The organism is Streptomyces sp. 8N706, from assembly GCF_052245415.1.
In the GTDB taxonomy this organism is placed as follows: domain Bacteria; phylum Actinomycetota; class Actinomycetes; order Streptomycetales; family Streptomycetaceae; genus Streptomyces.
This window is the reverse complement of sequence record NZ_JBQQBW010000012.1, coordinates 51,755-72,653: the sequence shown is the minus strand read 5'-3', so window position 1 is coordinate 72,653 and position 20,899 is coordinate 51,755. Positions and strand designations below refer to the sequence as shown.

Sequence of the window (20,899 nt, the reverse complement as noted above, 5' to 3'; positions counted from 1 at the left end):
CCGTGCCACGATGTGACCGCTGATGACGGAGGAGCCGGTGACGGCAGCAGGACACGAGTCGGGAAGGCTGGCCATGGGGACCGAAGGGGGCGCCGACGGCGGCGGGCCGAGCGGCGCCGGGGGCGCGGGGAGCGCGAACCGTACGGCTCGCGTGCCCAAGTACTACGGGCTGAAGCGGCACTTGCTGGAGATGACCGAGACACTCCCGCCCGGCACCCCGGTCCCCCCGGAGCGCACGCTCGCGGCCGAGTTCGACACCTCCCGTACCACCGTGCGTCAGGCGCTGCAGGAGCTCGTCGTCGAGGGCCGGCTCGAGCGGATCCAGGGAAAGGGGACGTTCGTCGCCAAGCCCAAGGTCTCGCAGGCCCTGCAACTCACCTCCTACACCGAGGACATGAAGGCACAGGGCCTCGAGCCCACCTCTCAGCTGCTCGACATCGGCTATGTGACGGCCGACGACCGACTGGCGGGCCTGCTCGACATCGCGACCGGCGGGCGGGTGCTGCGGATCGAACGGCTGCGGCTGGCGAGCGGTGAGCCGATGGCGATCGAGACCACGCATCTGTCGGCGAAGCGCTTTCCGGCCCTGCGCCGGAGCCTGGCCAAGTACACCTCCCTCTATACGGCTCTGGCGGAGGTTTACGGTGTCCGCCTCGCGGAAGCCGAGGAGACCATCGAGACCTCCCTCGCCACCCCGCGCGAGGCCGGGCTGCTCGGTACGGACGTCGGGCTGCCGATGCTGATGCTCTCGCGGCACTCGCGCGACACCGACGGCGAGCCGGTGGAGTGGGTGCGGTCGGTCTACCGCGGCGACCGGTACAAGTTCGTGGCCAGGCTGCGGCGGCCGAACGACTGAGACCGGACGAATGAGGATCCGGACGACTGAGGATCCAGCCGCCCAGGGACGCGCACCGCGGTCCGAGGCCGTCTCCCGGAACGGCTCTGACCTGCGGTTCTCTCAAGTGTGTCCGTACCGAAATGCGGACAGGGGCTGACGCTGGCCGGTGCCCTCGCTTAGATTTCCTGCGCACTGCAAGGTGATCACCCCAGGGACGGAGCAGCAGCGATGTCTGAACAACCACCGAGAAGCGGAGAGATCACATCCGCGATCACACCGTCGCGTGTGATCGTGGCCCTGTGCCTGATCGCTCCGTTCGTGGCCATGCTGTGGGTCGGCTCGTACGCCCGCGTCGAACCGGCCGTCATCGGTATCCCCTTCTTCTACTGGTACCAGATGGCCTGGGTGCTGTTGTCCACCGCTCTCACCTCGGTCGCCTACATACTGGTCCGCCGTGAGCGGCGGGTCCGCAAGGGAGGGACGCCGGAATGAACGAGGGCGTGAACGGCGTCGCACTCGGCGTCTTCATCTTCTTCTTCGCGGTGGTCACCGCCATGGGCTTCCTGGCGGCGCGCTGGCGGCGGGCCGAGAATGCCGCGAGCCTGGACGAATGGGGTCTGGGCGGCCGCAGCTTCGGCACCTGGGTCACCTGGTTCCTGCTGGGCGGCGACCTGTACACCGCGTACACCTTCGTCGCCGTACCGGCCGCGATCTACGCGGCGGGCGCGGCGGGCTTCTTCGCCGTGCCGTACACCATCCTCGTGTACCCGCTGATCTTCACCTTTCTGCCGCGCCTGTGGTCGGTGTCGCACAAGCACGGCTACGTCACCACCTCGGACTTCGTGCGCGGCCGGTTCGGCTCCAGGGGCCTGTCGCTGGCCGTCGCCGTCACCGGGATCCTCGCCACCATGCCGTACATCGCCCTCCAGCTCGTGGGGATACAGGCGGTGCTGGATGTGATGGGCGTGGGCGGCGGCGAGTCGACCCACTGGTTCGTCAAGGACCTTCCGCTGCTGATCGCCTTCGGTGTGCTCGCGGCGTACACCTACTCCTCGGGGCTGCGCGCACCCGCGCTGATCGCCTTCGTCAAGGACACGCTGATCTACATCGTCATCGCCGTGGCGATCATCTACATCCCGATCCAGCTCGGCGGCTTCGACACCGTCTTCGCGAAGGCCGGCGAGGCGTTCACCGAGGTCAATCCCGTGACGGACAAGCCACGCGGCTCGCTCGTGGCCGGTGAGCCCGCGCAGTGGACGTACGCCACGCTGGCTCTCGGCTCGGCGCTCGCGCTGTTCATGTACCCGCACTCGATCACGGCGACGCTCTCCAGCCGCAGCCGTGAGGTGATCCGCCGCAACACCACCATCCTGCCGCTGTACTCGCTGATGCTGGGGCTGCTGGCCTTCCTCGGCTTCATGGCGATCGCCGCCGGGATCAAGGTGAAGAACGGCCAGCTGGCCATCCCGCAGCTGTTCGAGAACATGTTCCCCGACTGGTTCGCGGGCGTCGCCTTCGCGGCGATCGGCATCGGCGCTCTGGTGCCGGCTGCCATCATGTCCATCGCCGCCGCCAACCTCTTCACCCGGAACATCTACAAGGACTTCATCAAGCCGGACGCGACGCCCGCGCAGGAGACCCAGGTCTCCAAGGTCGCGTCGCTGCTGGTCAAGGTCGGTGCCCTGGTCTTCGTCCTCACCATGGACAAGACCGTGGCGATCAACTTCCAGCTCCTGGGCGGCATCTGGATCCTCCAGACGTTCCCGGCGCTGGTGGGCGGACTGTTCACCCGCTGGTTCCACCGCTGGGCGCTGCTCGCCGGCTGGGCGGTCGGCATGGTGTACGGCACGGTCGCGGCCTACGGCATACCGAGCCCGACGAACCCCGCCCAGAAGCACTTCGGCGGCAGCGCGGACATCATCCCCGGCATCGGTGAGATCGGCTACATCGGCCTCACGGCGTTCGTCCTCAACGTCGTGGTCACCGTGGCGCTGACCGTGGTGCTCCGGGCGGTCAAGGCGCCCGACGGCATCGATGAGACCACCGCGTCCGACTACACCGCGGACGCGGGCGACCCGGGCGTGCAGAGGGACCTCCCCCCGGCCACCGTGGGGGCGCCCGGCGGGCACTGACGGACTGTCCCCGCCGTACGGCACAGGGCCGCCGCTCCTCCTCCGAGGGGCGGCGGCCCTCGTCGTTGACGGCCGCGCGGAGCGATCCCGAAAGGGAATCCGGGCCGCCCGGCGCGTCCGCTCCCCCGTCCTGCGGCGCCCTGACGCCGTTACCACAAGTGTTCCCCTGCAAAGCGCACCACCCTCACCACTGACACAAGATGTGGTGTTGCATGCGGACGGCGACACAAGATGTATGCTCATGCTCGCTGTCACCGCAGGGGAATCCGGTGCGAATCCGGAACTGTCCCGCAACGGTATGAAGTGACGCTTCCGCGCGCCCAAGTCCGAAGACCTGCCGACGGCCTGCCCGGCTCGACCGAACCGGGCCACGAATCGTCCGGGCCTCGCGGGTTGGGCCGGGGGACGTTGCGCTGTGTGCTGCCCTGCTCCGGGTGAGGTACGCGCGCCGGCGCCCTTCGAGCCCCTCCCCCCGCGGCCCCCGCCGAGCGAGGGAGAGCACCACGTGACCATCGCGCCAGCCGATCCGGCCTCGGGCACGGCCGAGGTGACCACGGCTGACGGCCCCGGCACCGCGCTGCTGCGCACCCTGACCGACCTCACCGCCGATCTGCCCGCGACCGACCCGGGCAGGGTCGCCGCGGCCGCCCTCCGGGGCCGGCACGCGGGCTCCGACGAGGCCGAGTTGCGGGAGCTGGCCACCGAGGCGGCCGCAGGCCTGATCTCCGACGACCCCGAGTACTCGCAGCTGGCCGCGCGTCTGCTCACGCGTGCGATCGCCGACGAGGCCGCCGGCCAGGGCGCCGTCTCCTTCTCCGCGTCGGTCGGGGTGGGCCACCGGGAAGGTCTGATCGCCGACGGCACCGCGGAGTTCGTCCGCACCCACGCCAACCGGCTCGACACACTGGTCGAGGTCGCGCTCGCCGACGGGGCCGACGACCGCTTCGGTTACTTCGGGCTGCGCACCCTCCACAGCCGTTATCTGCTGCGCCACCCCATCACCCGTCAGGTCATCGAGACCCCGCAGCACTTCATGCTCCGTGTGGCCTGCGGTCTCGCGGAGGACCGGTCGGAGCGGTCGGTCGGCGAAGTTGCCGCGCTCTACCGGCTGATGAGCCGTCTCGACTACCTCCCGAGCTCCCCCACCCTCTTCAACTCCGGCACCCGGCACCCGCAGATGTCGTCCTGCTATCTGCTGGACTCACCGCTGGACGAGCTCGACTCGATCTACGACCGCTACCACCAGGTCGCCCGGCTGTCGAAGCACGCGGGCGGCATCGGCCTGCCGTACAGCCGCGTCCGGTCCCGCGGTTCCCTCATCCGTGGCACGAACGGGCACTCCAACGGCATCGTGCCGTTCCTGCGGACGCTGGACGCCTCGGTCGCCGCGGTCAACCAGGGCGGCCGGCGCAAGGGCGCCGCCTGTGTCTACCTGGAGACCTGGCACGCGGACCTGGAGGAGTTCCTGGAGCTGCGCGACAGCACCGGTGAGGACGCGCGCCGCACCCACAATCTCAACCTCGCCCACTGGATCCCGGACGAGTTCATGCGCCGGGTCGAGGCCGACGCGCCGTGGTCGCTGTTCTCCCCCTCCGACGTGCCGGAACTCGTCGATCTGTGGGGCGATGAGTTCGACACCGCCTACCGCGAGGCGGAGGCCGCGGGACTGGCGCAGAAGCAGGTCCCGGCACGGGCCCTCTACGCGCGGATGATGCGTACGCTCGCCCAGACCGGCAACGGCTGGATGACGTTCAAGGACGCCGCGAACCGTACCGCCAACCAGACCGCGGAGCCGGGGAAGGTCATCCACTCCTCCAACCTCTGCACCGAGATCCTGGAGGTGACGGACGACGGGGAGACCGCCGTTTGCAACCTGGGCTCGGTCAATCTCGGGGCGCACCTGGGCACGGACGGGGAGATGGACTGGGAGCGGCTGGACGCCACGGTCCGTACCGCCGTGACGTTCCTCGACCGGGTCGTGGACATCAACTTCTACCCGACGCGGCAGGCCGCCGCGTCGAACCGGCGCTGGCGGCCGGTCGGCCTCGGCGTCATGGGCCTCCAGGACGTCTTCTTCCGGCTGAAGCTGCCCTTCGACTCCCCCGAGGCGGCACGGCTCTCCACCCGGATCGCCGAGCGCATCATGCTGGCCGCGTACGAGGCCTCCTGCGACCTCGCCGAGCGGCACGGCGCGCACCCGGCCTGGTCCTCCACCCGCGCCTCGCGCGGTGTGCTGCACCCGGACCACTTCACCAGCGCCTCCGGGGAGCCGGACTGGGCGGCGCGGTGGGAGGCGCTGCGCGCCCGCATCGCCACCACCGGTATGCGCAACTCCCTGCTGCTGGCCATCGCGCCGACCGCCACCATCGCCTCGATCGCGGGCGTGTACGAGTGCATCGAGCCGCAGGTCTCCAATCTCTTCAAGCGCGAGACCCTGTCGGGTGAGTTCCTCCAGGTGAACTCCTATCTGGTGGAGGAGTTGAAGCGGCTCGGCGTGTGGGACGCGCAGACCCGGGAGGCCCTGCGGGAGTCCAACGGCTCCGTGCAGGACCTCGACTGGATCCCCGCCGACGTCCGTTCGCTGTACCGCACGGCCTGGGAGATCCCGCAGCGCGCACTGATCGACATGGCGGCGGCCCGTACGCCGTATCTCGACCAGAGCCAGTCGCTGAACCTCTTCATGGCCTCGCCGACCATCGGCAAGCTCAGCTCGATGTACGCCTACGCCTGGAAGAAGGGGCTCAAGACCACGTACTACCTGCGCTCGCGCCCGGCCACCCGGATCGCCCGCGCGGCGGGCGGCGGGGCGTCCGCCGCCCCCATCCCCGTCCAGCAGACGGCCGAACCGGCGGACGCCGTGGCCTGTTCGCTGGAGAACCCCGAGTCCTGCGAGGCCTGCCAGTAATGTCCACCCCCACCGACCGCGACGAGAAGAACCTGCTCGACCCGGGCTTCGAACTCACCCTGCGTCCGATGCGCTACCCCGACTTCTACGAGCGCTACCGGGACGCGATCAAGAACACCTGGACCGTGGAGGAGGTCGATCTCCACTCCGATGTGGCCGACCTCGCCAAGCTCTCGGCCGGCGAGCAGCACATGATCGGGCGTCTGGTCGCCTTCTTCGCGACCGGTGACTCGATCGTGGCCAACAACCTCGTGCTCACCCTCTACAAGCACATCAACTCCCCGGAGGCGCGGCTCTATCTGTCCCGCCAGCTCTTCGAGGAGGCCGTGCACGTCCAGTTCTATCTGACGCTGCTGGACACCTACCTCCCCGACCCCGACGACCGCGCGGCCGCCTTCGCCGCGGTGGAGAACATTCCCTCCATCCGTGAGAAGGCCCAGTTCTGCTTCCGGTGGATGGACTCCGTCGAGAAGATCGACCATCTGGAGTCGAGGGAGGAGCGCCGGCGCTTCCTGCTGAACCTCATCTGCTTCGCGGCCTGTATCGAGGGACTGTTCTTCTACGGTGCCTTCGCCTACGTCTACTGGTTCCGCTCACGGGGCCTGCTGCACGGTCTGGCGACCGGGACGAACTGGGTCTTCCGTGATGAGTCCATGCATATGGACTTCGCCTTCTCGGTCGTGGACACCGTCCGCGAGGAAGAGCCGGATCTCTTCGACGAGGAGATGGGCAAGCAGGTCACGGCGATGCTGGAGGAGGCCGTCGAGGCCGAGTTGCAGTTCGCCCGCGATCTGTGCGGGGACGGGATGCCCGGTATGAACACCGCTTCGATGCGGGAGTATCTGCAGTGCGTCGCCGACCAGCGGCTGCGTCGCCTGGGGCTGCCGGTGCGCTATGGCTCGGAGAACCCGTTCTCCTTCATGGAGCTGCAGAACGTCCAGGAGCTGACCAACTTCTTCGAGCGCCGGGTCTCCGCCTACCAGGTGGCGGTGGAGGGCTCGGTCGCCTTCGACGACGACTTCTGAGCGGCGCATCCGAACAGCCCTGCTGTCGGGCGCACGGGTAAGGGCGGCCTCCATGCATGAGGCCGCCCCTTACACGTACAGCTTGGTCAGTCGTTGGGCACCGTGTCGTAGCGCGGGGTGCCCTCCTCCATCTGCCGCAGCGCGTCCTTGCGGTCTCGCTTGGAGAGACGGTCGATGTAGAGGTAGCCGTTCAAGTGGTCGGTCTCATGCTGCAGGCAGCGCGCGAAGTAGCCGGTGCCCTCGACCGCGACCGGGTTGCCCTGGAGGTCCTGGCCGCGGCAGACCGCGTAGTCGGGGCGGGGCAGGGCGGCGTACGCGGTGGGGACCGACAGACAGCCCTCGTTGGAGTCGTCGAGCACCCGCCGCTCGGCGGGCAGCTCGTCGATCACCGGGTTGCAGATCGCACCCACGTGCCGTACGCCGTCGTCGTCCGGGCAGTCGTAGACGAAGACCCGCAGGTCGACGCCGATCTGGTTGGCGGCGAGACCCACACCCTCGGCCGCTCGCTGGCTGGCGAACATGTCGTCGACGAGCCGGGCGAGCGCGTCGTCGAACTCGGTCACGTCCTGGCACCGACGGTGCAGCACCGGGTTGCCGACGACGGTGATCGGGCGGGCCGTGCCGCGCTCGCGGTGTGCCTGCTCACGGGCCTCGGCGTCCACCGTGTCGTCCAGGAACTCCGAGGCGCTCGCCTCGGCCTCCGCCACCTGCTGCCCGCTGTCCTGCTGCGCCATGTCCGCCGTAAGCCTTCCTCATGCCTGATCCGCCCCCGTAACGGGGCCTCGTACAGACTACGGCCCCCACGCGAAGGCCTCAGCAGACCTCTTCGAGATCGCGCCATTCGCGGGTGTCCGGGCTGTCGGCGACCCAGCCGTCGAGCAGACCGCGTACGAGCCCCGACGGCGCCGCGATTCCGCACTCCCGCTCCGGCACCCAGAGGTCGCCCGCCGTACGGTGCCCCAGCGGACCCGGGTGACCCGGCTCACTGTGGTCGTGCGGGTCGAGATGCTGCTCGCCGTCGCCCTCGTCGCTGGGCATCCTGCTCTCCGAGCAGGAGCGGCACAGCAGCCGCACCGACGACGACCAGTCCTCGGCGGCGAAACCGGCATCGGCCGCGAGCCGTTCCAGCGCGTCCCGGTCGGCCTCCGTGGCCGCCTCCAGCAGCACCACCCAGGTGGGCACCGGCGACGGTGCCCACAGCTCGATCTCGTCGAACACCGGGTACGAGGGGCCGGCCGAGGTCACCCGCTCGCCGTGCGGGACGCCGTCGTGCAGCACGACCTCGCCCCAGCGCCGTCCGGACGAGGGCAGCGGAATGCTGAGCACCTCTATCCGCGCGGGGTCGAGCCGACGGCCCCACACCACCTCGGCCTCGCCCTCCGGGGAGAGCCGCACCGCCGCGCTGCCCAGCTCCATGCCGACCGGCTCGTCGGAGGGAGCGCCTTCACCGGGCACCTTCAGCCCGTACGCCTGCCAGGCGCGGCGGGCGAGCGGCCAGTCCTGGAGGGCGGTGGCGGCGATACCGACGTTCCACCAGTCCGGGGCGCCCGCCTCGCGGTCGAGGAGGGCGACGGCGCGCAGCCCCGCGGCGCGCGCCTGCTCCCAGTCGTGCCGGAACTTGTGCAGCAGGGCGAGGTTGAACCACGACTCGGACAGCCAGGGCTCGAGGTCGGCGGCCCGGGTGAGCAGCGCGCCTGCGTCCTCGTACCGACCGTCGCCGATCAGCGTGAAAGCCCGGTCGGTCGCCTGCCGCCACGAGGCGGAGGGCCGGTGCCGTACCTTGCCGAAGATCCTCACGATTCCCGCCTGCCGATTCAGTGCTGTGCCGTGTCCGGGTCAGCCGGTGACGGCCAGGACGTCCCCCTTCTGCACGACGTCCCCCTCGGTCACCTTGCTCCCGGTCACCGTTCCCGGCGTTTCGCTGCGCGCCGGAACTCCGTCATCGTCGAGTCCGGGACGACTACGGTGCCGCCTGCGCGGACGGCGTCGCCCTTCCTGAGGACAACCTGCCACACATCGGCCACCATCTCAGCCCGGATCTCGACGCTCACCACTGCTCCTTGCCGCCGCAGCGGCCCCCGAACCCCCTCTCTCCGCATCCAACCATGCCCATCTCGGCGGGCGCTCATTACCCGTGGGTTCCGGTGCCGGGCGGCTGTCCCGGATGCACCGGGGCGCCCTCACGGCGGGGACCGTCCGTGCGCGGTGACGCTGCCGGTGCTCGGCGGCGGGCCCGCGATGTCCGGGGGCTGACCGGGGCTTGTCCGGGGCCGCGGGGAAGCGGCCCGTACCGGGGGCCCGCTGTTCACAGCGGTGGGTCGCCGCGCGCCAGCACACGCGCCAGGGCTTCCACGACCCCCGGTTCATGGTCGTGAGCGGTGGCCAGCCGGAGCCGCTCCAGGGCGCCCAGCGGCCCGCCCAGGCGACCGCCGCCGGCCGCCAGATCGTCATAGGCGTTGACGGTGCGGACGATACGGGCGATCAGCGGCTGTTCGCGGTACGGGTCGGCCTGCCGCTCGACAACGACGGCCACCTCGGAGGGAACCCCGGTCTGCCGGACCACCGCCCCGCCGAGCAGCGCGATCCGGCGCCGTTCCTCGGGCGGCAGCGGCTCGGTGGCACCCGCCGGGACCGGGTCGAGAAGGGAGAGCTGGCCGATGTCGTGCATCAGGGCCGCGTACTCGAGCACGGTCAGGTCGGGCTTGGACAGCCCCAGCTCCCGGCCGACGGCCCGGCTGAGGCAGGCGACCCGGCGGGCGTGGCCCGCGGGGGTGTATCCGGCGATCTCGGTGGCACGCGCCAGGGAGGCGATGGTCTGCCGGTAGGTGGCCTTCACGGCCGCGTAGCGGCGGAAGGAGAACTGCGTCAGCAGCAGCGGCACACAGAACACCGGCACCGCCCAGAGTCCGGCGACGGCCACCCCGAGGGCCATCACCACCCCGGTCGCACAGATCGCCGAGCCGATGCCGAGCAGGGAGCGCAGCTCGTCGCGGAGCAGCGGGCCGTACGGCCAGCCGGTACGGGCGCGGGCGAGGGCAGCGGTCAGAACGGCGTCGCAGAGGGCGGTGAGGCAGAGCAGGAGGAGCAGCAGAAGCGCATAGTACGGGCCGTGGCCGGTCCACCGGTCCAAGGTGCCGGAGTCGTAGAGCGGTTGGAAGCAGGTGGCGGCGAATCCGGCGGTGAGGACGCGGCGTGTCAGGTGGTCGGAGGAGGTGGTGCGGCCGAAGGCCACATGCGTGGCGGTGCCGGCGAGAGCGGCGGCACCGACGACGGTGACGACCTGAAGGACGCCATGGCCGGTGTGGCGCCCGGCGACCTCGCCGAGCAGCGCGTAGGCGAGGGCACCGGCTGCCCCGAGCGGAGCGGTCTCGCGGCCGTGGGATCCCCAGCGCACCAGCTCGCCGACGGCGATGAGCACCCCGAAGGCGAGCGCGGTGCCGGGCTCCTCGATCCCGTGCCAGAGCGTCCATCCGAACCCCACGCCCCCGAGCCCGCCGGCGGCGCACCGCACCACCAGTACGGCCCAGGGCGCCCGCGCGGGACCCTGGCGCGCGGCATCGGGCGTACGCCCCGCCCGGTGCCGCCCGTGCTCCCGCGGCGCGTGGGCCGCGTCGGGCGCGGACGCGAGCGCCGGTGGGTCCGGGTCCGGATCCGGATCCGCCTGTCCGGCCGCCGGCCCCCGCTCCGACCGGCCGGTCACCGGCGGCCTCCCCGGTGCGGCCGGGTCGCGTACGGCGTACGGTCCGCGGTGTGCCGGGGCAGGGCGTCCGGCACCGGGACGCGCCCCGGCCCCTCCGTCTGCGCGCCCGGCCCGGAGTCCGCCGCCGCGTGCCCGCCCGGCCCCGAGCTCATCGCCGCGTGCGCGCTCTCCGGCCCCGTCTCCGCGTGCCCGCCCGGCCCGGAATCCGCCACCCCGTGCGCGCCAGGCCCCGGCCCGGTCTCCGGTCCGGGTACGGTGCCGGCCTCCGGGCAGGGCACCTCCGGGCCCCTTGGCGGGACGTTTCCGCTGAGGCCCGCAGGCAGGCCGGCGTCCGCCGTGACACTGGGATGCCAGCCGTGCCGGTCGAGCGCGCGGGTCAGCGCCCGGACCATACGTGGGTCGAACTGCTTCCCCGCGCACCGGCGGAGTTCCGCCACCGCCGCCGCCACCGGCCGCGCCCGGCGATAGGACCGCGTGGACGTCATCGCGTCGAACGCGTCCGCGACCGCCACCACCCTCGCGAACTCCGGGATCTGCCGCCCGGAGAGTCCATAGGGGTAGCCGCGCCCGTCCAGCCGCTCATGGTGGTGCAGAATCGCCGATCGCGCCTCCCCCAGGAAGCCGATGCCCCGCACCATCTCGTGCCCGTACTCGGGGTGCAGCTCGATGACCCGGCGCTCCTCGGGGGTGAGCGGCCCGTCCTTGCGCAGCAGCCTCGTGGGGACACCGAGCTTGCCGACGTCGTGGAGTATCCCCGCGAAGCGCAGCGCTTCCAGGCGGTCCCCGTCCATGCCGAGTTCCCGCGCGATCATCACGGAGGCGCGGCCGACGCGCTCGCTGTGGCCCCGGGTATAGCGGTCCTTGATGTCGACGGCCTGGACCAGGGCGCGGATGGTGGCGTGGTGGGCCGCGCGCTCGCGGTGGTACTGCGCGAAGACCCAGCAGGAGATGTACATGGGCAGGAGCACGAGCAGGGCCGTGACCGGCCCGTACGGACTGCGCCAGAGGACGGCCATCATCAGACCGGCCAGCCCGTGCACCAGATGCGGCGCCGGCGAGCACAGCAGCAGTCCGCGCCAGGCGGTACGGGGTGGGCAGCGCTCGGCAGTGACCAGGATGCCTCCGTCGAGGAGGGCGACGACCAGGCAGAAGGTGAGGGCGGCGGCGGCCGCGGGCAGCAGCGCGTAGGGGAAGTCCGCGGCGGAGACGGCGGCCCGGCCGTCCTCGATGAGGTTCCCGCCGCCGAAGGCGTAGGCCGCGGCGCACGACGCCAGCGCCAGCTGGGCGGCGCGCCACACGCGGCGCAGCCGGACCGGCTGCTGTTCGACACGGCCGATGAGCGCGCCGGGTACGGCGACGAGGGCGGCGGCTGCGGGCGGCAGCAGAAAGGCCCCCGCGAGCAGCACGGGGACGAAGGAGCCCGTCCCGGAGGGGGCCCGGCGCCCCAGGAACGGGCACCGGGTCAGCTGTTCGGATGCGGCGTAGAGGAGGGCCAGGAGGGCGACGGCGCCCCACCGGGTGCCGGCGCCGGGGCGTAAGGCGGGCCCGGCGCACACCACTGCGGCGAACACGGCGCACAGTACATACGCGCGCGCCCCCGGCGGCACAGCTCGCATGGCGCTCCTCCCCATGGTTCCCGTGCGCTCGAACTTCGTGTGCGCGTCAGGATGGGGAGAATAAGCCCGCGCCCGTCCGGGGACAGGCGCATCGGCGTATTAGGCCGTCCGGGGGGGCCGGATTCGCACCTTCGGGTGACAGCAGGCCCCGGCCATGGCCCGTGGAGCCGACCGGTCGCGGTCAGGCCGAGTCGGCGGCGCGGGCGGACGCCGCGGAGGTTCCGGCTTCGGACTGCGCGGCCTGCTGGTCGGCCACCGCCTGTTCCATCACGGTCTGCTCGGGCACGGCCTCACCGGCCCGGATCAGCTCGATCCTGCCCATGACCTTCGAACGGAGGTCCGCGGGCACGTCGTCATGGCCGCAGCAGCGCTTCACCAGCTTCTTCACGGCCTGCTCGAGGCCGTACTTCTCGAGGCACGGCGAGCACTCGTCGATGTGCACCTCGAACTTGGCGCACTCGCCCTCGGGCATCTCGTGGTCGAGGAACTCATACAGGTGGTCGAGGACCTCTGAGCAGTCCGTCTCGTGCGGCTGTCCGCAGCTCATGATCCCGAGCCTTTCCGATCGTCCGCCGCGGCGCCGGCTCCCGCGGGAACCAGGCCGCGCTCACGGGCGTAGTCCTCCAGCAGACCGCGCAGCTGGCGGCGGCCGCGGTGCAGCCGCGACATCACCGTGCCGATGGGTGTAGCCATGATGTCCGCGATCTCCTTGTACGCAAACCCCTCGACGTCCGCGAGATAGACCGCGATGCGGAACTCCTCGGGGATCGCCTGCAGCGCCGCCTTCACATCCGAGTCGGGCAGGTGGTCGAGCGCCTGCGACTCGGCGGAGCGCAGCCCGGTCGACATATGCGACTCGGCGCGGGCCAGCTGCCAGTCCTCGATCTCCTCGGCAGCGCTGCGCTGCGGCTCACGCTGCTTCTTGCGGTAGGAGTTGATGAAGGTGTTCGTGAGGATGCGGTAGAGCCACGCCTTCAGATTGGTGCCCTCGCGGAACTGATGGAACGAGCCGTACGCCTTGGCATACGTCTCCTGCACGAGGTCCTCGGCGTCCGCCGGATTGCGCGTCATACGCAGTGCGGCGGAGTACATCTGGTCAAGGAAGCCGAGGGCATCCCGCTCGAAGCGCGCATTGCGCTCGGCCGCGGTCTCCTGTGCCTGGCCGTCGTCGGTCCCTGCGTCGGTCCCAGTGACCGGACCCACCTCCTCCAACGCCGTGGCGGGGCCGGTTGTGGACCCGCTCGAATCGGAGAATAGACGACGATCCGCTCCGCCCGCCGCCTCGCGCGGAGCGGGCTGTGCCACCACGGTCCGGGACCACTCGGTGCCGGCGGTCTGCGGACGGGGCGGGCATTGGATCGAACCCATGCGGCGGACTCCCTCTCCTCGTGCGAGTGCTGTGTCTACGGACACCCCGCACAACGCGGGCGGACCATGGCGCATTCCCGACCGCGGAAGCGGACGCTCCGCCGCGCGGCGGCCCGGAGTCCCGCCGCGGTTCACGGCCGCGGTTCATGGAGGGGTCAGCCTGGGATGCGGTCCAGCCATGCGGCGACCGCGCCGGTGATGATGCCCAGCGTCTCGTCCTGCGTCGGCCCGGCCTTCTTCGGTACGGCGAAGCCGTGGTCCGCGTACGGCACCTCGACGATTTCCGGGCCCGCCGGGAACTCCTCCGGGCGGCCGAAGGGATCGCGCCCGCCCTGGACGACCAGGGTGGGCACCCCGGCGCCCGTCAGCTCCTCGGCGCGGGACTTCTCCGGGCGGCCGGGCGGGTGGAGAGGGAAGGACAACGCCAGGACGGCGCTCGCACCGAGACCGCGCGCCGTACGGCAGGCGACGCGCGCCCCGGCGCTGCGGCCGCCCGCGACGACCGGGAGCCCCGGCTTCTCCAGCGCGGGCCACAGCGCGGTCCAGGCGGTGTCGAGGGTCTTCGGCGCGGGGGCGAGTCTCTTGCCGGCGACCCGCCAGGGCTGCTCGACGAGAGCGACGGTGACGCCGCCGCCGGGCAGCTCGGCGGCGAGCGCCTGGAGGTCCCGGGCCTCGATGCCGCCACCGGCGCCGTGGCTCAGGGCCAGGGCGAGGCGGGGCTTCCTCGACGCCCGGTGCCAGGTGATGCGGGCGTCACCCGCGGGAGTGGGAACGATCTCGGTCTCCATCACCCGACCATCCTGACGTGTAGGGCACGTCATGCACGTGAAGGACGTGCGCGACATGGCATGAAGGGGGCCGTGCGGGACATGACATGCACGACCTGCCGTGCAGGGCGCGGCCCGGGGGCTCTCAGAAGAGGGTTTCCTCCTCGGGGGCGGCGAGTTCGGCCAGCAGCTCCGGACCGTTGTTCTGGACGTTGCTGACCTCCGTCGAGACCGGATACGCCCGCACCATCCCGGCCGGCGGCGGGGCGAGCAGTGAGCGCAGGTCGTCCGGGTCCGTGCGCGACGGGTCGAGCCATGCCGCCCAGCGGTCCTCGGGCAGCGCCAGCGGCATACGAGGATGGATCTCCGCGAGCGAGCGGGGACCGCCGCCGGAGGCCCCGGGCAGCGGTGTGGTCTCCGCCTCGGTCGTGACGACCGAGCAGGTCACCCACCACCCCCGTGGATGGTCACCGGGCAGCGAGCGGTCCCGCCAGAACTCGTACAACCCCGCCATGGCCATCACCGAGCCGTCGGCCGGAGTCACGAAGTACGGCTGCTTGCGCGAGCGCTTCCGCTTCCCCTGCTCCTCCAGACTGCGCTCGGCGGAGCCGGTGACCCACTCGTAGTAGCCGTCCGCGGGCAGCAGGCACCGACGGGACATGAAGGCCTGCCGGAAGGACGGCTTCTCGTGCAGCGTCTCCGCACGGGCGTTGATCATCTTCACCCCCGTCTCGGGGGACTTGGACCAGGACGGTACGAGCCCCCAGCGCAGGGACCTCAGCTGGCGCACCGGATCCGGGCTGTCCGACTCCTTGTCCGGCCGCTCCAGCACCGCGTACACGTCCTTGGTCGGTGCGACGTTCCAGTCGGGCGCGAGGGTCTCCTTGGGATCCCACTTCGCGACGTCGAACATCCCGACGAGATCCTCTGGCTTCCGGCTCGCTGAATATCGACCGCACATAAGTGCCACACTGCCACGACGCCCGTACCTTCCGACAAGGGAGCCGCCCGTTCATGAACAGCACAGCGCTCGGCGATCTGTGGGATCGCGTCGTGGGTTCCCAGCCGGATCCGCCTGTCTGGCTGGTGGCCGTGACAGCGGTCGTCGCCCTCGCGGCGGTGGCACCGCACGCCGCCTGGCGGCTCTCCCGCAACGCCGTGACGATCGCCCACGAAGGCGGCCATGGCCTCATAGCCCTGCTCAGCGGCCGCCGACTGGACGGCATACGGCTGCATTCGGACACCTCCGGGCTGACCGTCTCCCGCGGCAAGCCCACCGGAATCGGCATGATCCTCACGGCGGCCGCCGGCTACACCGCACCCTCCCTCATCGGCCTCGGCGGTGCGTGGCTGCTGGTCTCCGGGCACATCACCGCTCTTCTGTGGGGTGCCATCGCCCTGCTCGCCGCCATGCTGGTGATGATCCGCAACGCCTACGGCGTACTGACCGTCGTCGTCGCCGTCGCCGCCTTCTTCCTTGTCTCCTGGCTGACGGAACCCGCCGTTCAGGCCGCTTTCGCCTACGTCGTGGTGTGGTTCCTGCTCTTCGGAGGCGTCCGCCCCGTCTTCGAACTCCAGGGCAAACGCCGGAGGGGCGGAGCCCCGGACTCGGACGCTGACCAGCTGGCGAGGCTGACGAACGCACCGCCCGGGCTCTGGCTCTTCCTCTTCCACGCCGTGGCCCTGTCCTCCCTGGTCGGCGGCGGGCGCTGGCTCCTCGGGCTGTGACACTCCGTGGCCGCACCATTCCGCGGCTCGCGCGCCCGCGCTCCGCGGTTCTACGACGTCGTGGCTCGGCGATCCCCTACCACTGCTGTATTTCGGCTGGGTTTCTCCGCTTTTGATCAAGATCGGTGCTCGAGTCGAGCCACTAAAGTGAGGGCCATGACCGGTAACCCCGCGCTCACTGCCCTCTGGCCCGCCCCGCTCGCGTCCGGCCCCGTCGACGCGACCGTCACCGTGCCCGGATCGAAATCGGTCACCAACCGCGGCCTGGTCCTGGCCGCGCTCTCCGCGGAACCGGGCTGGCTGCGCCGCCCGCTGCGCTCACGTGACACCCTCCTGATGGCGGAGGCGCTGCGCTCGATGGGCGTCGGTATCGAGGAGACGGTGTCCAGCACCACGTCCGGGGCGGGCGCGGGCGCCGACGGCGGCGAGGCCTGGCGCGTCATCCCCGCGGGACTGCACGGCCCCGCCACCGTCGATGTCGGCAACGCCGGCACGGTGATGCGCTTCCTGCCGCCGGTCGCGGCGCTGGCCGACGGCCCCATCCGCTTCGACGGGGACCCGCGTTCGTACGAGCGCCCGCTGAACGGCGTGATCGACGCCCTGCGGACGCTGGGTGCCCGGATCGACGACGACGGGCGCGGCGCCCTGCCGCTGACCGTGCACGGGGGCGGGGCGCTGGACGGCGGCCCTGTCGAGATCGACGCGTCCTCCTCCTCGCAGTTCGTCAGCGCCCTGCTGCTCTCGGCCCCCCGCTTCAACCAGGGCGTGGAGGTACGGCACGTGGGCAACGCCCTGCCGTCCCTGCCCCATATCCGGATGACCGTCGACATGCTGCGGACCGCGGGCGCCCCCGTGGACACCCCCGAGGCGGGCGGCGAGCCCAACGTCTGGCGGGTCGCACCGAGCGCCCTGCTCGGCCGGGACCTGGTCGTGGAGCCCGACCTCTCGAACGCCCAGCCGTTCCTCGCCGCCGCCCTGGTCACCGGCGGCCGGGTCACCATCCCGGACTGGCCGGAGCGCACCACCCAGCCCGGCGACGCGCTGCGCGACATCTTCACCGAAATGGGGGGTTCCTGCGAACTCACCGACAGGGGGCTGACGTTCACCGGCACGGGCCGCGTCCACGGCATCGATGTGGACCTGAGCGACGTCGGTGAGCTGACCCCCGGCATCGCCGCGGTCGCGGCCCTGGCCGACTCCGAGTCCGTCCTGCGCGGTGTCGCGCATCTGCGCCTCCACGAGACCGACCGGCTGGCCGCGCTCACCAAGGAGATCAACGAGCTGGGCGGCGACGTCACCGAGACCGAGGACGGTCTGCGCATCCGGCCGCGGCCGTTGCACGGCGGGATCTTCCACACCTACGACGACCACCGTCTGGCCACCGCCGCGGCGGTCATCGGTCTCGCCGTCGAGGGCGTGCAGGTGGAGAACGTCGCGACCACCGCGAAGACACTGCCCGACTTCCCGGACCTGTGGTCGGGGATGCTCGGGATCTCTTCCGGGGCAGCGGCAGCCGCGCGGAGAGCCTGAGGGCGTCCCCGCGATGCGCCGCTACGGCAAGCACACCGACGAGGACGACGTACGGGTCCGGCCGAACCGCCGCGGCAACCGGCCGCGTACGAACATCCGCCCCAAGCACGAGGACGCGGCCGAGGGCTTCGTCCTGACCATCGACCGCGGCCGGCTGACCTGCCTGGTCGATGGTCGCACCATCACCGCGATGAAGGCCCGTGAGCTGGGCCGTAAGGGCGTGGTGGTCGGGGACCGGGTGGGCATCGTCGGCGATCTGTCGGGCGACAAGGACACCCTCGCCCGGATCGTCCGGGTCGAGGAGCGCTCCTCCGTGCTGCGGCGGACGGCGGATGACGACGATCCGTACGAGCGGGTGGTCGTCGCCAACGCCGACCAGCTCGCCATCGTCACGGCGCTGGCCGACCCCGAGCCCCGGCCACGGCTGATCGACCGCTGTCTGGTCGCGGCGTACGACGCGGGCCTCGATCCGCTGCTGGTGCTGACCAAGTCCGATCTGGCGTCCCCCGGTCCGCTGCTGGAGACGTACGAGCCGCTGGGTGTGCCGTACGTGGTGACCAGCCGCGAGGAGCTGGCCGACGGCGTCGCCGCGGAGCTGGTCCGGGGCCGGCTGGCGAACCGGATCACCGCCTTCGTCGGACACTCCGGGGTGGGGAAGACCACCCTGGTCAACGCACTGGTCCCGGACCGCCAGCGGGCCACCGGCCTGGTCAACGCGGTGACCGGGCGCGGCCGTCACACCACGACGTCCGCGCTGGCGCTGCCCCTCGCCGGCGACACGGCCACCGGTGAGAGAAACGGCTGGGTCATCGACACCCCGGGCCTACGGTCCTTCGGACTCCACCACATCGATCCGTCGCGGGTCATCCACGCCTTCCCCGACCTCGTACCGGGCACGGAGGGCTGCCCGCGCGCCTGCAGCCACGACGAGAAGGACTGCGCCCTGGACGAGTGGGTCGCCGACGGACATGCGGATCGGGCACGGCTGTATTCGCTGCGGCGGCTCCTCGCGACGCGGGAACGACGCGAAGGCGACTGATCCATAGACGTTTGGAGGCCGTTGCCCGAGGTAAGTGCATAATCGCACCAAGTCAACCAAGGCAGGCGAAGCGGTCACCGACGCGGGAGGCGCACACATGGCGTGGCTGCTGGTCGTGGTGGCCGGGTTGCTGGAGACAGGTTTCGCCGTGTGCCTCAAACTCTCGCACGGCTTCACCCGCCTCTGGCCGACCGTGGCCTTCTGCGCCTTTGCCCTCGGAAGTTTCGGGCTGCTGACCCTGGCCCTCCGGAAGCTTGACGTGGGCCCGGCGTACGCGGTCTGGACGGGCATCGGCGCCGCCGGCACCGCCCTCTACGGCATGATCTTCCTCGGCGATCTGGTCTCCACACTGAAGATCGTCTCGATCACCCTGGTGATCGTCGGCGTCATCGGCCTCCAGCTCTCCGGCGCCGCCCACTGAATCCGGCCGTCCCCTCGAGAGGGGCTCCTTCGAGGGGCACGACGGAGAGCGGTGAAGAGGGGGGACGAGCGGAGAGCGGTCAACACGTCGATCGATCGTCAGCCGGCACCGAGCCTCGCACCGCGGGTCCGCCCGGGCGCCCCGGTCACTCCCCCACCGGCGAGGAACCGCTCCGTACCGGGACGGCGGGAAGACAGCCCCGTATCAGCTTCGCCGGATCCTCCGCCCCGGCGGGAGCCACCACATAGGACAGCGCCAGTCGAACGGCGACCTCGCACTCCCGTGCCAACCGCTCCGCCTCCTCCTTCGGACGGTTGCTCTCCAGGGCCGCCAGCGCACGGTCGCGGACCTGTCCCAGCAGCTCGACCGGAGACGGCAGCGCGGCATCCGCGCGCCGCTGCGCCGGGACGTACGGGGAGGACGGCAGCGCCCCGACGACCCGTACGGGTGTCGGCAACCGCTCGCCCCAGAAACCCGTCAGCACGGCCCGTACCAGGGGATTCGTCCGGGCGCTGCGTACGGTCCAGTCGGCCACCGCGGCGAGCCGGAGGCCGGAGTCCTCGCCCTCCGCCGTCTCCGCGGGGTCGCCCAGAGCGCCGTCCACACCGGCGAGATAGGCGTCGGCCTCCCGCCGCACCAGGGCCCGCGCCAGCCCGTCCTTGCTGCCGAACTCGTTGTAGAGGGTCTGCCGGGACACCCCGGCGGCAGCCGCGACATCGACCATCCGCACTGCGGACCACGGCCGGCCCCTGAGCGCCACGAACGCGGCGTCCAGCAAGGATTCACGCGCAGTGGGCATCGTCGCCTCCCCGGCACTGCGGCTCGCACTGCTGACGTTCGCACAGAATTGACGCGTCGTCCCGGAGTGTCAAGGGCTCTGACGGCGCACGACTGCACCCGTACGGGGATGCTCATGTGGCCGGTCCGTTGACCTGTCGATACTGTTCGCTCATGCCCGACTATCACGATGATCTGCGTCTGGCCCACGTGCTGGCGGACTCCGCGGACGCCGCGACCATGGAGCGGTTCAAGGCTCTCGACCTCAAGGTCGAGACCAAACCCGACATGACTCCGGTGAGCGAGGCCGACAAGGCGGCCGAGGAGCTGATCCGTTCCTCGCTGCAGCGCGCCCGGCCGCGCGACGCCGTCCTCGGCGAGGAGTACGGCAGCGAGGGCAGCGGCCCGCGCCGATGGATCATCGACCCGATCGACGGCACCAAGAACTACGTCCGCGGGGTTCCGGTCTGGGCCACGCTGATCGCGCTGATGGTGCAGGGCGAGGGCGGCTACCAGCCGGTCGTCGGAGTCGTGTCGGCCCCCGCGCTGGGCCGCCGCTGGTGGGCGGCCGCGGGCGCGGGCGCGTACACCGGCCGCAGCCTGTCCTCCGCGACCCGGCTCCATGTCTCGCAGGTCGGAAAGATCTCGGACGCCTCGTTCGCGTACTCGTCACTGAGCGGCTGGGAGGACCAGGGCCGGCTCGACGGATTCCTGGACCTGAGCCGGGACTGCTGGCGGACCCGGGGCTACGGCGACTTCTGGCCGTACATGATGGTCGCCGAGGGGTCGGTGGACATGTGCGCGGAGCCGGAACTCTCACTGTGGGACATGGCGGCCAACGCGATCATCGTCCAGGAGGCAGGCGGCCGGTTCACCAGCCTCGACGGCGTACCGGGCCCGGGCGGTGCGAACGCCGCGGCGTCCAACGGGCTGCTCCACAATGATCTTCTGGGGTATCTGAACCAGCGCTACTGAGCGCCGCAACGCGCCACACGCCCCATTTCTGCGGCCACCGCCCCCTTGCTGGGCCCTGAGGGCCATGTGAACATGAGA

The 20,899-nt window shown here is 71.2% G+C and carries 19 protein-coding genes, 1 pseudogene and 1 riboswitch; of the genes and pseudogenes, 10 read left to right on the top strand and 10 right to left on the bottom strand.

The annotated features are described in order from the left end of the window. The first annotated feature begins 73 nt into the window (after positions 1-73). The 5 genes from ACTWQE_RS07565 to ACTWQE_RS07545 all read left to right on the top strand — a co-directional run bounded on the left by ACTWQE_RS07565 (position 74) and on the right by ACTWQE_RS07545 (position 6,900). Positions 74-856, top strand: coding sequence for a GntR family transcriptional regulator (locus ACTWQE_RS07565; RefSeq protein WP_443328059.1), 783 nt, complete (start codon positions 74-76; stop codon positions 854-856). Positions 857-1,066: 210 nt separating this feature from the next. Next, a complete protein-coding gene (locus tag ACTWQE_RS07560) occupies positions 1,067-1,330 on the top strand; it encodes a DUF3311 domain-containing protein (RefSeq protein ID WP_443328031.1) in 264 nt (87 codons plus the stop codon). Continuing rightward, complete coding sequence (gene mctP / locus ACTWQE_RS07555) at positions 1,327-2,970, top strand: monocarboxylate uptake permease MctP (RefSeq protein ID WP_443328030.1); 1,644 nt, start codon at positions 1,327-1,329, stop codon at positions 2,968-2,970. The genes ACTWQE_RS07560 and mctP overlap by 4 nt, the downstream gene beginning before the upstream one ends. Positions 2,971-3,172: 202 nt before the next feature. Then, a riboswitch (cobalamin riboswitch) is annotated at positions 3,173-3,326 on the top strand. A 149-nt stretch (positions 3,327-3,475) separates the two neighbouring features. Continuing rightward, entirely contained in the window at positions 3,476-5,875 is a 2,400-nt protein-coding gene (locus ACTWQE_RS07550; RefSeq protein ID WP_443328029.1) for a ribonucleoside-diphosphate reductase subunit alpha, read from the top strand. After that, the gene (locus tag ACTWQE_RS07545) at positions 5,875-6,900 is read left to right on the top strand and encodes a ribonucleotide-diphosphate reductase subunit beta (RefSeq protein ID WP_443328028.1); all 1,026 of its coding nucleotides are present in this window, start codon (positions 5,875-5,877) and stop codon (positions 6,898-6,900) included. Before ACTWQE_RS07550 ends, ACTWQE_RS07545 begins: the two co-directional genes overlap by 1 nt. A gap of 86 nt (positions 6,901-6,986) precedes the next feature. Here ACTWQE_RS07545 and def read toward each other — a convergent pair whose 3' ends face one another. The 9 genes and pseudogenes from def to ACTWQE_RS07500 form a co-directional block, all read right to left on the bottom strand. Next, positions 6,987-7,634: a peptide deformylase gene (gene def, locus ACTWQE_RS07540; RefSeq protein WP_443328027.1), complete on the bottom strand. Its 648-nt coding sequence runs from the start codon at positions 7,632-7,634 to the stop codon at positions 6,987-6,989. Positions 7,635-7,713: 79 nt separating this feature from the next. After that, the gene (locus tag ACTWQE_RS07535; RefSeq protein ID WP_443328026.1) at positions 7,714-8,697 is read right to left on the bottom strand and encodes a tetratricopeptide repeat protein; all 984 of its coding nucleotides are present in this window, start codon (positions 8,695-8,697) and stop codon (positions 7,714-7,716) included. 104 nt (positions 8,698-8,801) lie between these two features. Next, positions 8,802-8,951: a hypothetical protein gene (locus ACTWQE_RS07530; protein ID WP_443328025.1), complete on the bottom strand. Its 150-nt coding sequence runs from the start codon at positions 8,949-8,951 to the stop codon at positions 8,802-8,804. A gap of 254 nt (positions 8,952-9,205) precedes the next feature. Then, a complete protein-coding gene (locus ACTWQE_RS07525) occupies positions 9,206-10,414 on the bottom strand; it encodes an HD-GYP domain-containing protein (RefSeq protein ID WP_443328058.1) in 1,209 nt (402 codons plus the stop codon). 428 nt (positions 10,415-10,842) lie between these two features. Further along, positions 10,843-12,216 (bottom strand): annotated as a pseudogene (locus ACTWQE_RS07520) (HD-GYP domain-containing protein); the annotation flags it as partial. Positions 12,217-12,397: 181 nt separating this feature from the next. Further along, entirely contained in the window at positions 12,398-12,763 is a 366-nt protein-coding gene (gene rsrA / locus ACTWQE_RS07515; protein ID WP_443328024.1) for a mycothiol system anti-sigma-R factor, read from the bottom strand. Continuing rightward, the gene (locus tag ACTWQE_RS07510) at positions 12,760-13,419 is read right to left on the bottom strand and encodes a sigma-70 family RNA polymerase sigma factor (protein WP_443328057.1); all 660 of its coding nucleotides are present in this window, start codon (positions 13,417-13,419) and stop codon (positions 12,760-12,762) included. Before ACTWQE_RS07510 ends, rsrA begins: the two co-directional genes overlap by 4 nt. A gap of 320 nt (positions 13,420-13,739) precedes the next feature. Next, complete coding sequence (locus tag ACTWQE_RS07505) at positions 13,740-14,372, bottom strand: alpha/beta hydrolase family protein (protein WP_443328023.1); 633 nt, start codon at positions 14,370-14,372, stop codon at positions 13,740-13,742. Positions 14,373-14,496: 124 nt separating this feature from the next. After that, entirely contained in the window at positions 14,497-15,312 is an 816-nt protein-coding gene (locus ACTWQE_RS07500) for an SOS response-associated peptidase (RefSeq protein ID WP_443328022.1), read from the bottom strand. Positions 15,313-15,365: 53 nt separating this feature from the next. Here ACTWQE_RS07500 and ACTWQE_RS07495 point away from each other — a divergent pair, with 53 nt between their 5' ends. The 4 genes from ACTWQE_RS07495 (at position 15,366) to ACTWQE_RS07480 (ending at position 19,069) form a co-directional block, all read left to right on the top strand. Continuing rightward, positions 15,366-16,079, top strand: coding sequence for a M50 family metallopeptidase (locus tag ACTWQE_RS07495; protein WP_443328021.1), 714 nt, complete (start codon positions 15,366-15,368; stop codon positions 16,077-16,079). Positions 16,080-16,235: 156 nt separating this feature from the next. Continuing rightward, positions 16,236-17,609, top strand: coding sequence for a 3-phosphoshikimate 1-carboxyvinyltransferase (gene aroA / locus ACTWQE_RS07490; protein ID WP_443328020.1), 1,374 nt, complete (start codon positions 16,236-16,238; stop codon positions 17,607-17,609). A gap of 13 nt (positions 17,610-17,622) precedes the next feature. Further along, entirely contained in the window at positions 17,623-18,648 is a 1,026-nt protein-coding gene (gene rsgA, locus ACTWQE_RS07485) for a ribosome small subunit-dependent GTPase A (protein ID WP_443328019.1), read from the top strand. Positions 18,649-18,745: 97 nt separating this feature from the next. Beyond that, a complete protein-coding gene (locus ACTWQE_RS07480; protein WP_443328018.1) occupies positions 18,746-19,069 on the top strand; it encodes a DMT family transporter in 324 nt (107 codons plus the stop codon). Positions 19,070-19,214: 145 nt separating this feature from the next. Here the strand turns inward: ACTWQE_RS07480 and ACTWQE_RS07475 are convergent, their stop codons facing one another. Continuing rightward, entirely contained in the window at positions 19,215-19,868 is a 654-nt protein-coding gene (locus ACTWQE_RS07475) for a TetR/AcrR family transcriptional regulator (RefSeq protein WP_443328017.1), read from the bottom strand. Positions 19,869-20,020: 152 nt separating this feature from the next. Here ACTWQE_RS07475 and hisN point away from each other — a divergent pair, with 152 nt between their 5' ends. Next, complete coding sequence (gene hisN / locus ACTWQE_RS07470; protein WP_443328016.1) at positions 20,021-20,821, top strand: histidinol-phosphatase; 801 nt, start codon at positions 20,021-20,023, stop codon at positions 20,819-20,821. Positions 20,822-20,899 lie beyond the last annotated feature (78 nt).

Coding starts and splice junctions, on each gene's coding strand:
- ACTWQE_RS07565 (WP_443328059.1), top strand. CDS start 74: ATGGGGACCGAAGGGGGCGCCGACGGCGGCGGGCCGAGCGGCGCCGGG.
- ACTWQE_RS07560 (WP_443328031.1), top strand. CDS start 1,067: ATGTCTGAACAACCACCGAGAAGCGGAGAGATCACATCCGCGATCACA.
- mctP (WP_443328030.1), top strand. CDS start 1,327: ATGAACGAGGGCGTGAACGGCGTCGCACTCGGCGTCTTCATCTTCTTC.
- ACTWQE_RS07545 (WP_443328028.1), top strand. CDS start 5,875: ATGTCCACCCCCACCGACCGCGACGAGAAGAACCTGCTCGACCCGGGC.
- def (WP_443328027.1), bottom strand. CDS start 7,634: ATGGCGCAGCAGGACAGCGGGCAGCAGGTGGCGGAGGCCGAGGCGAGC.
- rsrA (WP_443328024.1), bottom strand. CDS start 12,763: ATGAGCTGCGGACAGCCGCACGAGACGGACTGCTCAGAGGTCCTCGAC.
- ACTWQE_RS07505 (WP_443328023.1), bottom strand. CDS start 14,372: ATGGAGACCGAGATCGTTCCCACTCCCGCGGGTGACGCCCGCATCACC.
- ACTWQE_RS07500 (WP_443328022.1), bottom strand. CDS start 15,312: ATGTGCGGTCGATATTCAGCGAGCCGGAAGCCAGAGGATCTCGTCGGG.
- ACTWQE_RS07495 (WP_443328021.1), top strand. CDS start 15,366: ATGAACAGCACAGCGCTCGGCGATCTGTGGGATCGCGTCGTGGGTTCC.
- aroA (WP_443328020.1), top strand. CDS start 16,236: ATGACCGGTAACCCCGCGCTCACTGCCCTCTGGCCCGCCCCGCTCGCG.
- rsgA (WP_443328019.1), top strand. CDS start 17,623: ATGCGCCGCTACGGCAAGCACACCGACGAGGACGACGTACGGGTCCGG.
- ACTWQE_RS07480 (WP_443328018.1), top strand. CDS start 18,746: ATGGCGTGGCTGCTGGTCGTGGTGGCCGGGTTGCTGGAGACAGGTTTC.
- ACTWQE_RS07475 (WP_443328017.1), bottom strand. CDS start 19,868: ATGCCCACTGCGCGTGAATCCTTGCTGGACGCCGCGTTCGTGGCGCTC.
- hisN (WP_443328016.1), top strand. CDS start 20,021: ATGCCCGACTATCACGATGATCTGCGTCTGGCCCACGTGCTGGCGGAC.